This window comes from Bradyrhizobium sp. USDA 4354 (genome assembly GCF_054060315.1).
Window position 1 is genome coordinate 1,454,685 of the sequence record NZ_JBSSDC010000001.1, and the last position, 12,099, is coordinate 1,466,783.

Consider the following 12,099-nt stretch of genomic DNA (forward strand, 5'->3'; position numbering starts at 1 on the left):
AGGCATGCTTGATGATTACGCCGAAGGTGATGTTTGGAGGGCTGAGGAAATGTCGAAAGCGCCCAACCCTGTTGACAAATATGTCGGCAGCCGCGTGCGCATGCGCCGCATCATGTTGGGCATGAGCCAGGAAAAGCTCGGTGAAGCTTTGGGCCTGACTTTCCAGCAGATCCAGAAATACGAGAAGGGCACCAACCGGGTCGGCGCCAGCCGCATCCAGCAGATCGCCGAGATTCTCCAGGTGCCGGTGTCCTTCCTGTTCGAAGGCGGCCCGAGCGGCGTGCCGGGTCCGAATGGCTTCAGCGAAGGCGCCTCGCCCTCTTACGTCTCGGACTTTCTCGCGACCTCCGAAGGGCTCGCCTTGACCAAGGCATTCACGCGAATCACCGATTCGAAGATGCGCCGCTCGATCGTCGATCTCGTCGAGCAGATTGCGGCTCGCGAAGGCCCCGACAAGCGCTGAGCGCCATGTCCATGGCGATTTGAGACTGAGTCAAATCTGGCCTATGTCGTCATTTACGACCGCGCTTTGATGCGCGTCCGCTTCGATGATGCGATTCACAGGCACAGATGCGTCCATGACCGGCTCCAATTGGTTCGATTCACAAACTATTCTCGATGGCATCCGCCGCTGGGTGGAGATCGAGACGCCGACGGAAACACCTGAACAGATCAACAAGCTGGTCTCTGTGGTCGCGGAGCAATACCGCGGCCTGCCTGTCACGCTCGAGCGCATCGCCGGCGTGGATGGCTGCGGCGATCATCTCGTGGCGCGCACGAATTGGGGGCAGGACCGGCCGGGCATCCTGGTGCTGAGCCACCTCGACACCGTTCATCCCGTCGGCTTCATCGAGCGCCTGCCGTTCAAGGTCGAAGGCGATGTCGCGTTCGGCCCTGGCATCTACGACATGAAGGGCGGCGCCTACATCGCCCATCATGCCTTTCGCGCGCTTTGTGCGACGGCCGATCGCTCGCCGCTCGGCATCACGCACCTGTTCACCTCCGACGAGGAGATCGGCAGCCCCACCTCTCGGGCGCTGATCGAGCGGGAGGGACGCAAGGCCAAATACGTGCTGGTGACCGAACCGGCGCGTGACGGCGGCAAGATCGTCACCGGACGCAAGGGCGTGGGACGCTTCCAGGTATTCATCAAGGGCGTGCCCGCGCATGCCGGCTCCCGGCCCGAAGACGGCCGCAGCGCCGTCCGCGAGCTCGGCAACATCATCCTGGCGCTGGAAGGGATGAACGATCCGACACGTGGCGTCACCGTCAATGTCGGCGTGGTGCGCGGGGGCACGCGCCCCAACGTCACGCCGGAAGAGGCTTATGCCGAAGTCGATCTGCGCGTGCTGAGCTTCAAGGATGCAGACGAGTTCGTCGGCAAGATTCTCGCCCTGACATCGAAGACGGACGGCGTCACCGTCACGGTCACCGGCGAGCTCAATCGACCGCCTTACGAGAAGAGCAATGCAGGCGCCTCGCTGTACGAGCATGCCAAGACGCTCGCCAGCGAGATCGGCTTCGAGCTGATCGACACCCATACCGGCGGCGGCTCGGACGGCAATTTCACCGCCGCGCACACCGCGACGCTCGACGGGCTCGGCGTCGACGGCAAGGGCGCACACACCCATTATGAGCAGCTCTATGTCTCCTCGCTCGCACCGCGCGCGCGGCTACTCCACCGCCTGTATCAGACGCTGCGATGAGCGAACGTAAATCAGACCCCGATCGCGACGACAGCGAGCGCGCCTTCTTCGGACGCCGCAAGGGCCACAAGCTCAGGCAGCACCAGGCCGGGTTGATCGAGCAGCTGCTGCCGCATCTTGCGCTCGATATCGACGGTGAGGCGCCGGCGGACGCCCGCGAAATCTTCGATCCCAAAGCCGACGACGTACGACTCGAGATCGGCTTCGGCGGGGGCGAGCATCTTGCGGCCGAGGCGAAGAACTTTCCCACGACCGGCTTCATCGGCTGCGAGCCCTATGTCAACGGCATGGCAAAGATCCTCGCGCAGATCGAGGCGGCCAACATCGGCAACATCCGCCTGTTCGCGGGCGATGCCGCCGAGCTCTTGGCCTGGCTGCCGAAGGATTCGCTGTCGCGGATCGACCTGATCCATCCCGACCCCTGGCCGAAGCGGCGACACTGGAAACGGCGCTTCGTCCAGGACCGGACGATCGCCGCGATGGCACGCGTGCTCAGGAGCGGCGGCGAGTTCCGCTTCGTCTGCGACATCGACGATTACTGCGCCTGGACGCTGTCGCATCTTGCGCGCTCACAAGACTTCGTCTGGCTCGCCGAACGCGCCGACGATTTCAGGCAGCCATGGCCGGGCTACACCATGACGCGCTACACCGGCCGTAAGGCCGCGCGCGAGGGACGCAAGGCGGCTTATCTGCGGTTCAGGCGGAAATGACTGTCATTCCGGGGCGCGCGAAAGCGCGAACTATGGTGCGCAATTGCGCACCTGAGAATCTCGAGATTCCGGGTTCGATGCTACGCATCGCCCCGGAATGACAAAATAGAGAGACTCAAATCGTCCGCCGGTTGCGCCAGAAATTCACGACGCGTTCGGCGGTCGCCGGCATCAGGCGCGCGAAGTTCAGGCGCGCGGCCTCGATATCGGCATCGGCCGGCGTGCGGTGCGGACCGTACCAGAGCAGGATGAGCGCGCGCACCGTGGGCCAGCCCAGGTTCAGCACGCGGCCCAGGATCAGCAGCGGATCGTAGCGATCGCCCGCGATCAGGCGATCGAGGATCGGGAGGCGAACGCCTGATATCGCCGAGAGCGCGGCGATCGATTCCTCGTATTTGTGCGCCTTGGCGAAGCCGAGCAGCGCACTCTCGCCGAGATGGCCCTCGCGATGCAGGGCGAGCACCGTGCGCTGCGCGCCCGAAAAATCGCGGCGCGGCCCCGGCGGCAGCGCGGCCTCCTCGATCGCCGCCATGGCGCGCTTGATCTCGGCCTGGCGCGCGGGATTGGCCACGGTGGAGAGGCGGCGGCGGATGACGTCGAGCGTCCCGTCGAGCAGCTGTTTCAGGTGCTCGCCGGAAAGGTCGTTACGCTGGCCGATCTTGAGCGTCAGCACGCCGTCCTGCGCCGCGCGCTTGATCATCTCGGAATAGCTGCCTGGCGAGAACACCGCACCGGCATTGGCTGCGGCGCGGCGCACCACGTCGCGATCGCCGCGCTCGACCAGCACGTCGGTGACGACGGGAGACAAAGCGGGGCGCTCCGTCATCGCCAGGAGATGGCCCTGGCCCTTCAAGCGCGCGATCTCGACGAGAGCCGCGTCGTCGAGCACGGGCGAGCGGCGCAGCACGGGGCCGGCCACCATGATCTCGTTTTCGCGCGCGAGCTGATTGACCAGGTGCGGCGGTGCGTTGTTCAGGCGCGAGAAGCGCTCGGCGAGATCGACGCGCGAGGCAAGCTCGGCATGCGGGACGAGATCGATCAGGAGATTGTCGAAGAGATCGACCAGCTCGGGGCGGAGCTTCTCCGCATCCTGGAAGAACAGCTGGGCGATGGCACGCGCGATCTCGCCGCGTCGGCGCGGATCGCCGCGTCTGACGATATCGTCCAGTCCGGGAATGAGCGACGTGGCAACGGTCATGAAACGCAACTCGAACGGGGCACGCCGCGGGTGCGCCCTTGGTTCAAGCCGCCCCACAAGCCGGGAATGTAGACCTGCTTGATGAAGGAAGCGTTGCGCAGGGTCTGCGGATCGGCACAAAAAGGCCCCGTTCCCGCTGCAATGGGCCTTGTCCGGAAAGAGGGAAAGCGCTATATCAGCGCCAATTCATCTTCTCATACGATCCGCGTAGTGAGAGTGGGCCCGCAAGGACCCGCTCTTTTTTATTACCTGAACGCGGCTTGGCGGAAGATGCGGCCCGACACGTGTCGGGAAAGTTCCGAAACGGGCTTTGAAGTCGTAACCAAGCCTTAACCCAAGCCTTAACCAACGAGCGCCCTGACCCTGGACATGACCGAACCGAACCCTGGTTCCACGGATGCCGAATTGCTGGCCGAGCCGCGGCTCGTGGTCGAGCCGGGCGTCGCGGCACGGGTGTCGGCGGTCGCTGCTCCCGTGCTCCAGGGGATGGGCTACCGCCTGGTGCGGATCCGCATTTCCGGGGAAGCCGGCTGCACCGTGCAGATCATGGCCGAGCGGCCGGACGGCTCGATGCAGATCGAGGACTGCGAGGCGATCTCGCGGGCGCTCTCGCCCGTGCTCGACGTCGCCGATCCCATCGATCGGGCCTACCGGCTGGAGATTTCTTCGCCGGGCATCGACCGCCCGCTGGTGCGTCGCTCCGATTTCCAGCGCTATGCCGGGCATCTGGTGAAGATCGAGATGGCGGTCGCGCATGAGGGGCGGAAGCGCTTCCGCGGCACGCTCGGTGCGGTCGAAGGCGACCGCGTGCATCTGCATCGCGACGACGTCAAGGCGGGCGATGATGCCGACGTTCTCCTGACAATGGAGGATATCAGCGAGGCCCGGCTGGTGCTGACCGACGAGCTGATCGCCGAATCCATGCGCCGCGGCAAGGCCGAGGCGCGCGAGATGCGCCGCAATCTCGGTCTCGAGCCGCCGCAGGCGCCGCACGCCAAGATCAGCGAGAAGACCACCAAAAGCACCAAGCCGAAGAAGAAGCCGGCCCCGACCAACACGAAGAAACATCGCCTTGCCGCCGAACGCGCGCGGCGCGGCGAGACCGAGCCTGACCAAGGAGACTAGCCATGGCAGTCAGCGCCAACCGACTTGAATTGCTTCAGATCGCGGACGCCGTCGCACGCGAAAAATCGATCGACCGCGGCATCGTCATCGCGGCGATGGAGGACGCCATCGCCAAGGCCGCCAGGGCCCGTTACGGCAGCGAGACTGACGTGCATGCCGAGATCGACCCGAAGAAGGGCGAGCTGCGGCTGTCGCGCCACATGCTGGTGGTCGACAAGGTCGAGAACCACTCCAACCAGATCTCGCTGGTGGACGCGCAGCGCGCCAATCCCGGTGCCCAGGTCGGCGACACCATCGCCGACACCCTGCCGCCGCTGGAATATGGCCGCATCGCCGCGCAATCGGCCAAGCAGGTGATCGTGCAGAAGGTGCGCGAGGCCGAGCGCGACCGGCAGTATCAGGAATTCAAGGACCGCATCGGCGACATCGTCAACGGCGTCGTCAAGCGCGTCGAATATGGCAGCGTGATCGTCGATCTCGGCCGTGGCGAAGCCATCATCCGCCGCGACGAGATGCTGCCGCGCGAAGTGTTCCGCAACGGCGACCGCGTCCGCGCCTACATCTTCGACGTCCGTCGCGAAACCCGCGGCCCGCAGATCTTCCTCTCCCGCACCCATCCGCAGTTCATGGCGAAGCTGTTCGCACAGGAAGTGCCGGAGATCTATGACGGCATCGTCGAGATCAAGGCGGTGGCCCGCGATCCCGGCTCGCGCGCGAAAATCGGCGTGATTTCCCGCGATTCCTCGGTCGATCCGGTCGGCGCCTGCGTCGGCATGCGCGGCTCGCGCGTGCAGGCGGTGGTGAACGAGCTGCAGGGCGAGAAGATCGACATCATTCCCTGGTCGCCCGACATCGCGACCTTCGTGGTCAACGCGCTGGCCCCGGCGGAAGTCTCCAAGGTCGTCATCGACGAGGACCGCGAGCGCATCGAGGTCGTGGTGCCCGACACCAACAACCAGCTTTCGCTGGCGATCGGCCGCCGCGGCCAGAACGTGCGTCTCGCCTCGCAGCTCACCGGCTGGGACATCGACATCCTGACCGAGCAGGAGGAATCGGAGCGCCGCCAGGCCGACTTCGAGAACTCCACCCGTGTCTTCATGGAATCGCTCAACGTCGACGAAGTGGTCGGCCAGCTGCTGGCGTCCGAAGGCTTCACCTCGGTCGAGGAGCTCGCGATGGTGGACGTCAAGGAACTCGCCAGCATCGAGGGTTTCGACGAGGAGACCGCGCAAGAGCTGCAGAACCGCGCCCGCGAATATCTGGAGCAACAGGAAGCCGAGCTCGAGGCCAGGCGCAAGGAGCTTGGCGTCGAGGACGCGCTCAAGGACGTGCCCGGCGTCACCTCGAAGATGCTGGTGAAGTTCGGCGAGAACGACATCAAGACCGTCGACGATCTCGCCGGCTGCGCCACCGACGATCTGGTCGGCTGGACCGAGCGCAAGGAAGGCAGCGAGCCGACCAAGCACACCGGTGCGCTCGACGGCATCGACATCTCCCGTGACGACGCCGAAGCGATGATCATGCAGGCCCGCGTCAAGGCCGGCTGGATCACCGAGGCCGATCTCGCCAAGCCTGCTGAAGAGGCCGCGGCGACCGAAGACCAGCCGGCTTAAGGCCTGTTCAGCAAGAGTGGAGACCGGTTTTGCGTAAAGAACACGCGACTTAGAAGGCGAAGGAGGATGTCGCCCGGATGCTCGCCAGCACTGACAGCGAACTCGACCATGGGCCGCGGACCGAAAGGTCCGCGACCATGCGCATGTGCGCGGTCAGTCGCGAGGTCCGCCCGATCGACGAGCTGATCCGCTTCGTCGTCTCGCCGGACGGGCACGCAGTTCCCGATCTCAAGCGCAAGCTGCCCGGACGCGGCATGTGGCTCACCGCCTCACGCAAGGTGGTTGCGGAAGCCGTGCGGCGTCACCAATTCAGCAAGGCCTTCAAGCGCGACCTGCGCATTCCTCAGACGCTTCCCACCGACATCGAGGCGCTCCTGGTTCGGAGCGTGACCGAAGCCCTTGGGATCGCCGCCAAGGCGGGCCAGGTCGTGGCCGGCTTCGGCAAGGTCGAAAGCGCCCTTCGGGAAGGAACGGTCGAGGTCCTGATCCATGCCAGCGACGGGGCCGCGGACGGAATCCGCAAATTGGACATGCTGGCGCGTCAAAATGCCGGAAATCGCGGCGCCAAGCCGCAGATTCCCGTCGTCACCGCACTGAAATCGGTAGAATTGGATTTGGCACTGACCCGGTCAAATGTGATACATGCTGCCCTGCTCGCGGGCCCGGCGAGCAAGTCATTCCTGTCACGTAGCCAGATGCTGGTCCGATACCGGATGGCGGACGATGACAAGACTGCCGAAAAACCCGGCCAGGATTTCTGAGAGACAACGACGACCCAATTGGACGGTGCGGCAACGCACAACACTGATAAATCAGGATTAGGACTGCTGAATGGTTGATACCAAGACCCCTGGCGACAAGAAGCTGAGCGTTCCGAGCAAGACGCTATCGCTCAAGCCGCGCGTCGAAACGGGCACCGTGCGCCAGAGCTTCAGCCATGGCCGCAGCAAGCAGGTCGTGGTCGAGAAGCGCGGCAAGCGCCGCATTGGCGACGGGCCCGAGCCGCACGCGCCCGAGGTGACTGCAAAGCCCGCGCCGGCCGCACCCGCGGCGCCGTCGCGTCCTGCGCCGCCCGCCCCGCCTCGCAACGCCGGTTCCGGCGTGGTGTTGCGCACCCTGACAGAGGACGAGCGTTCGGCCCGCGCCAGCGCGCTGGCCGATGCCAAGCTGCGTGAAGTCGAGGAACGCCGCCAGGCCGAGGAAGAGGCCCAGCGCCGCGCTGTCCGCGAGGCCGCCGAACGCGCCGAGCGCGAAGCCGCCGAAGCCCGTCGCAAGGCCGAGGAAGAGCGCCATCGCCATGAGGACGAAGCCAAGCGGAAGGCCGAGACCGAGGCCAAGAAGCGTTTTGGGGAAGGCGAGCAGCCGGCCGCCGCGCGTCCCGCAACCGCTGCGCCGTCCGCTCCTGCGCCGCGCCCTGGCGCCCCGGCGCCCCGGCCTGGAACCACGACCGCACGTACGGGAACCTCGACGGCCCGCCCGGCGACCACGACCGCGCAGCGTCCGGGTGCACCGGCAGGTCGCGGCCCCGCAGTTGCGGCCGAAGCCGATGAGGACGAGGCGCCGCGCCAGATCCGTCGCGGTCCCGGCGGCGCCGCGCGTCCCGTGGTAGCTCCCAAGCCCACCCACAAGCCCGGCCCGCAGAAGGAGCGCGGCCGCCTGACGGTCGTGACCGCGCTCAATGCCGACGAGGTCCGCGAGCGCTCGATCGCCTCATTCCGCCGCCGCACCCAGCGCCTGAAGGGCCATGCCGCGAACGAGCCGAAGGAAAAGCTCATCCGCGAGGTGACGATTCCAGAAGCGATCACCATCCAGGAACTCGCCAACCGCATGTCCGAGCGCGCGGTCGACGTCATCCGCATGCTGATGAAGCAGGGCGCGATGCACAAGATCACCGACGTGATCGACGCTGACACCGCGCAGCTGATCGCCGAAGAGCTGGGCCACACCGTCAAGCGCGTCGCCGCCTCGGACGTCGAGGAAGGCCTGTTCGACACCGTCGACGATTCCACCGATACCGAGACGCGCTCGCCGGTCGTGACCGTGATGGGTCACGTCGATCACGGCAAGACGTCGCTGCTCGATGCGCTCCGCCACGCCAACGTCGTCTCCGGCGAGGCCGGCGGCATCACCCAGCACATCGGCGCCTATCAGGTGGTGTCGCCCGAAAGCGGCAAGAAGATCACCTTCATCGACACGCCCGGCCACGCCGCGTTCACCGCGATGCGCGCCCGCGGCGCCAAGGTCACCGACATCGTCGTGCTGGTGGTCGCGGCCGATGACGGCGTGATGCCGCAGACGGTCGAAGCCATCAACCACGCCAAGGCGGCGCGGGTGCCGATCATCGTTGCCATCAACAAGATCGACAAGCCCGACGCCAAGCCCGAGCGCGTGCGCACCGAGCTGCTCCAGCACGAGGTGCAGGTGGAGTCCTTCGGCGGCGAGGTCGTCGACGTCGAGGTGTCCGCCAAGAACAAGACCAATCTCGACAAGCTGCTCGAGATGATCGCGCTGCAGGCCGAAATCCTCGACCTGAAGACCAATTCGCAGCGTCCGGCCGAAGGCACCGTGATCGAGGCCAAGCTCGATCGCGGCCGCGGCCCGGTCGCGACCGTGCTGGTGCAGCGCGGCACGCTCCGTGTCGGAGACATCATCGTCGCCGGCGCCGAAATGGGCCGTGTCCGCGCGCTGATCTCCGATCAGGGCGAGACGGTGCAGGAGGCCGGTCCCTCGGTGCCGGTCGAAGTGCTTGGCTTCAACGGTCCGCCGGAGGCCGGCGATCGTCTCGCGGTGGTCGAGAACGAAGCCCGCGCCCGTCAGGTCACCAGCTACCGTGCGCACCAGAAGCGCGAGAATGCGGCAGCCTCGATCTCCGGCATGCGCGGCTCGCTCGAGCAGATGATGTCGCAATTGAAGACGGCGGGCCGCAAGGAATTCCCGCTGATCGTCAAGGCCGACGTGCAGGGCTCGCTGGAAGCGATCCTCGGCTCGCTGGAGAAGCTCGGCACCGACGAGGTCGCTGCCCGCATCCTGCATGCCGGCGTCGGCGGCATCTCGGAGTCCGACGTGACGCTGGCCGAAGGCTTCAACGCCGCGATCATCGGCTTCTCGGTTCGTGCCAACAAGGAAGCCGCTGCGGCCGCCAAGCGCAACGGCATCGAGATCCGCTACTACAACATCATCTACGACCTCGTGGACGACGTGAAGAAGGCGATGAGCGGTCTGCTCGCGCCGACCTTGCGCGAAACCATGCTGGGCAATGCCGAGATCCTGGAGATCTTCAACATCTCCAAGGTCGGCAAGGTCGCCGGCTGCCGCGTCACCGACGGCACCGTGGAACGCGGCGCCAATGTGCGCCTGATCCGCGACAACGTCGTCGTGCACGAAGGCAAGCTGTCGACGCTCAAGCGCTTCAAGGACGAAGTGAAGGAGGTCCAGTCCGGCCAGGAATGCGGCATGGCCTTCGAGAACTATCACGACATGCGTGCCGGTGACGTGATCGAGTGTTATCGCGTGGAGACGATCCAGCGCTCCCTGTAAGTCCAAATCTTACCGAAGCGTTCGGATCTTTTTGAACTGAAATTGCGGGAGTGCGATGGCCGGATTTGTCCGGCCATCCACCCCAGTTCGTTTCAACAGGACAAATGACAATGCCCGTGTCCCAGGCACGGGCATGACGAGGTGATTTTCGAGAAAATGCCACGCCATCATCAGAAGAAGAGTTCCGCGCCCGGCGGCTCGCAACGCCAGTTGCGCGTCGGCGAGCAGGTTCGCCACGCGATGGCCGATATTCTGGCGCAAGGCAATGTGCATGATGCGGATCTCGAAGGTCACATCATCACCGTGCCGGAGGTGCGGATGTCGCCCGATCTGAAGCTCGCGACGGTCTACGTGATGCCGCTCGGCGGCCGCGACACCGAGATCGTGATCGCGGCGCTCGAGCGCAACAAGAAATTCCTGCGCGGCGAGGTCGCGCGGCGCGTTAACCTGAAATTTGCACCTGACATTCGCTTCCGCGTCGACGAGCGATTCGACGAAGCGGAACGGATCGAGAAGCTTTTGCGAACACCTGCGGTGCAGAAGGACCTGGAACAGAATCCGGCTTCGGATCGGGAAGAAGAGCAATGACGATGGACCCGGCTCACGGCCCGATCGGCGGCAACGATGCCGATCAGCGCGACGTGCAGAAAAATAATTTTGCGGACGCAGGCAGCGATGCCCGGCCGCATCAGGAGCCGCGCCGCGTCAACAACGATCCGCGCGCCAAGCAGCAGAAGGGCAATCAGGTTCGCCGTGACCGACGCGACGTCCATGGCTGGGTCGTGCTCGACAAGCCGATCGGCATGACCTCCACGCAGGCCGTTGCCGTGCTCAAGCGCCTGTTCAACGCCAAGCGCGCCGGACACGCCGGCACGCTCGATCCGCTCGCCTCGGGCGGACTGCCGATTGCACTCGGCGAAGCCACCAAGACCGTTCCCTTCGTGATGGACGGCCGCAAGCGCTACCGGTTCACCGTATGCTGGGGCGAGGAGCGCGACACCGACGACATCGAGGGCCGGGTGACCGCGACCTCCGACCAGCGCCCGACCCCGGAGGCGATCCTGGCCCTCCTGCCCCGCTTCACCGGGGTGATCGAGCAGATCCCGCCGCGCTATTCCGCGATCAAGGTCCAGGGCGAGCGCGCCTATGACCTTGCCCGCGACGGCGAGGTCGTGGAGCTGGCCCCCCGCCCGGTCGAAATTCACCATTTAACCCTTGTGGATCAACCGGATAACGATCGGGCCGTGTTCGAGGCCGAATGCGGCAAGGGCACCTATGTCCGCGCGCTCGCCCGCGATATGGGCCGGATTCTCGGCACTTATGGCCATATCTGTGCGCTCAGGCGGACCTTGGTCGGCCCATTTGGCGAAAACGACATGATTCCGCTGGATCAGTTGGAGGCTTTGTGCGATAGAGCCGCGTCCGGCGAGGGCAGCCTCGCCGACGCGCTTTTGCCCGTTGAGACCGCGCTGGACGACATCCCGGCACTGGCCGTCACTCGGGCTGATGCGGCAAGGCTCCATCGGGGTCAGGCCGTTTTGTTGCGCGGACGGGATGCGCCCACTTGTAGCGGCACAGTCTATGTCACGGTGGCAGGCCGTCTTTTGGCGCTTGCCGAAGTCGGCAATGGCGAAATCATCCCCAAGCGTGTGTTCAACCTGACCGGCCTGACTGCCAGCACCGGTCGCAACGAGAGAAATTGACGATGTCGATTGCCGCAGAACGCAAAGCGGAAGTCATCAAGACGAATGCCACCAAGGCCGGCGACACCGGCTCGCCCGAGGTTCAGGTTGCGATCCTGTCGGAACGCATCAACAACCTCACCAACCATTTCAAGACCCACGTGAAGGACAATCATTCGCGTCGCGGCCTCTTGAAGCTGGTCTCGACCCGCCGCTCGCTCCTCGACTACCTCAAGAAGAGGGACGAGGCGCGGTACAAGGCGCTGCTCGAGAAGCACAACATTCGTCGTTAAGTTCCTGCGCGCGCCACTGGCGCGCGTTTTCGCGCGTGGTTTCGAACGAAAGCGCTTCTTTAAAGGTTTTTGATCGAGGCTGCGTGCGCGTCGGATGCGGGCCCAAAGCGCGATAAGAATCGCACTTTGGATTGTTGTTTGAGCATGATCTTTTCGGAAAACCGCTTCGCACTTTTCCGGATCATGCTTGAGCGACGATTCGCATCCGGGCATGAACAGCGAAGACCGCGGTCCG

The 12,099-nt window shown here is 65.0% G+C and carries 11 protein-coding genes; 10 read left to right on the plus strand and 1 reads right to left on the minus strand.

Annotated elements, in window-relative coordinates:
* The first annotated feature begins 49 nt into the window (after nucleotides 1-49).
* From ACVIIV_RS06825 to trmB, 3 genes are all read left to right on the plus strand, one after another.
* A complete protein-coding gene (locus tag ACVIIV_RS06825; RefSeq protein WP_183248336.1) occupies nucleotides 50-463 on the plus strand; it encodes a helix-turn-helix domain-containing protein in 414 nt (137 codons plus the stop codon).
* Between the two features lie 85 nt (nucleotides 464-548).
* On the plus strand, nucleotides 549-1,706 hold the full coding sequence (locus tag ACVIIV_RS06830) for a M20 family metallopeptidase (RefSeq protein WP_456743520.1): 1,158 nt from the start codon (nucleotides 549-551) through the stop codon (nucleotides 1,704-1,706).
* Nucleotides 1,703-2,416, plus strand: coding sequence for a tRNA (guanosine(46)-N7)-methyltransferase TrmB (gene trmB, locus ACVIIV_RS06835; protein WP_456743521.1), 714 nt, complete (start codon nucleotides 1,703-1,705; stop codon nucleotides 2,414-2,416). Before ACVIIV_RS06830 ends, trmB begins: the two co-directional genes overlap by 4 nt.
* A 115-nt stretch (nucleotides 2,417-2,531) precedes the next feature.
* Here trmB and ACVIIV_RS06840 read toward each other — a convergent pair whose 3' ends face one another.
* The gene (locus ACVIIV_RS06840; RefSeq protein WP_456743522.1) at nucleotides 2,532-3,614 is read right to left on the minus strand and encodes a DUF2336 domain-containing protein; all 1,083 of its coding nucleotides are present in this window, start codon (nucleotides 3,612-3,614) and stop codon (nucleotides 2,532-2,534) included.
* 369 nt (nucleotides 3,615-3,983) lie between these two features.
* Between ACVIIV_RS06840 and rimP the strand changes: the two genes are divergently transcribed.
* The 7 genes from rimP (at nucleotide 3,984) to rpsO (ending at nucleotide 11,864) form a co-directional block, all read left to right on the plus strand.
* Entirely contained in the window at nucleotides 3,984-4,739 is a 756-nt protein-coding gene (gene rimP, locus ACVIIV_RS06845) for a ribosome maturation factor RimP (RefSeq protein ID WP_456743523.1), read from the plus strand.
* A gap of 2 nt (nucleotides 4,740-4,741) precedes the next feature.
* Nucleotides 4,742-6,352: a transcription termination factor NusA gene (gene nusA / locus ACVIIV_RS06850; protein ID WP_456743524.1), complete on the plus strand. Its 1,611-nt coding sequence runs from the start codon at nucleotides 4,742-4,744 to the stop codon at nucleotides 6,350-6,352.
* Nucleotides 6,353-6,429: 77 nt separating this feature from the next.
* On the plus strand, nucleotides 6,430-7,113 hold the full coding sequence (locus ACVIIV_RS06855) for an RNA-binding protein (RefSeq protein ID WP_456743525.1): 684 nt from the start codon (nucleotides 6,430-6,432) through the stop codon (nucleotides 7,111-7,113).
* A 70-nt stretch (nucleotides 7,114-7,183) separates the two neighbouring features.
* Nucleotides 7,184-9,889 carry a translation initiation factor IF-2 gene (gene infB / locus ACVIIV_RS06860; protein WP_456743526.1) on the plus strand — a complete coding sequence of 902 codons (2,706 nt, stop codon included), beginning with the start codon at nucleotides 7,184-7,186 and terminating at the stop codon, nucleotides 9,887-9,889.
* A 156-nt stretch (nucleotides 9,890-10,045) separates the two neighbouring features.
* Nucleotides 10,046-10,477, plus strand: a complete 432-nt coding sequence (gene rbfA, locus ACVIIV_RS06865) for a 30S ribosome-binding factor RbfA (RefSeq protein ID WP_027572373.1) — start codon at nucleotides 10,046-10,048, stop codon at nucleotides 10,475-10,477.
* On the plus strand, nucleotides 10,474-11,592 hold the full coding sequence (truB, locus tag ACVIIV_RS06870) for a tRNA pseudouridine(55) synthase TruB (protein ID WP_456743527.1): 1,119 nt from the start codon (nucleotides 10,474-10,476) through the stop codon (nucleotides 11,590-11,592). Before rbfA ends, truB begins: the two co-directional genes overlap by 4 nt.
* 2 nt (nucleotides 11,593-11,594) lie before the next feature.
* Nucleotides 11,595-11,864 (plus strand): 30S ribosomal protein S15, encoded by a 270-nt coding sequence (gene rpsO / locus ACVIIV_RS06875; RefSeq protein ID WP_018644188.1) that lies wholly within the window; start codon nucleotides 11,595-11,597, stop codon nucleotides 11,862-11,864.
* Nucleotides 11,865-12,099: the final 235 nt, after the last annotated feature.

What these genes read in the sequence shown, in the direction of transcription:
- infB (WP_456743526.1), top strand. Translation starts at nt 7,184, where the DNA reads ATGGTTGATACCAAGACCCCTGGCGACAAGAAGCTGAGCGTTCCGAGC.
- truB (WP_456743527.1), top strand. Translation starts at nt 10,474, where the DNA reads ATGACGATGGACCCGGCTCACGGCCCGATCGGCGGCAACGATGCCGAT.
- ACVIIV_RS06855 (WP_456743525.1), top strand. Translation starts at nt 6,430, where the DNA reads ATGCTCGCCAGCACTGACAGCGAACTCGACCATGGGCCGCGGACCGAA.
- rimP (WP_456743523.1), top strand. Translation starts at nt 3,984, where the DNA reads ATGACCGAACCGAACCCTGGTTCCACGGATGCCGAATTGCTGGCCGAG.
- trmB (WP_456743521.1), top strand. Translation starts at nt 1,703, where the DNA reads ATGAGCGAACGTAAATCAGACCCCGATCGCGACGACAGCGAGCGCGCC.
- rpsO (WP_018644188.1), top strand. Translation starts at nt 11,595, where the DNA reads ATGTCGATTGCCGCAGAACGCAAAGCGGAAGTCATCAAGACGAATGCC.
- ACVIIV_RS06830 (WP_456743520.1), top strand. Translation starts at nt 549, where the DNA reads ATGATGCGATTCACAGGCACAGATGCGTCCATGACCGGCTCCAATTGG.
- rbfA (WP_027572373.1), top strand. Translation starts at nt 10,046, where the DNA reads ATGCCACGCCATCATCAGAAGAAGAGTTCCGCGCCCGGCGGCTCGCAA.
- nusA (WP_456743524.1), top strand. Translation starts at nt 4,742, where the DNA reads ATGGCAGTCAGCGCCAACCGACTTGAATTGCTTCAGATCGCGGACGCC.
- ACVIIV_RS06825 (WP_183248336.1), top strand. Translation starts at nt 50, where the DNA reads ATGTCGAAAGCGCCCAACCCTGTTGACAAATATGTCGGCAGCCGCGTG.
- ACVIIV_RS06840 (WP_456743522.1), bottom strand. Translation starts at nt 3,614, where the DNA reads ATGACCGTTGCCACGTCGCTCATTCCCGGACTGGACGATATCGTCAGA.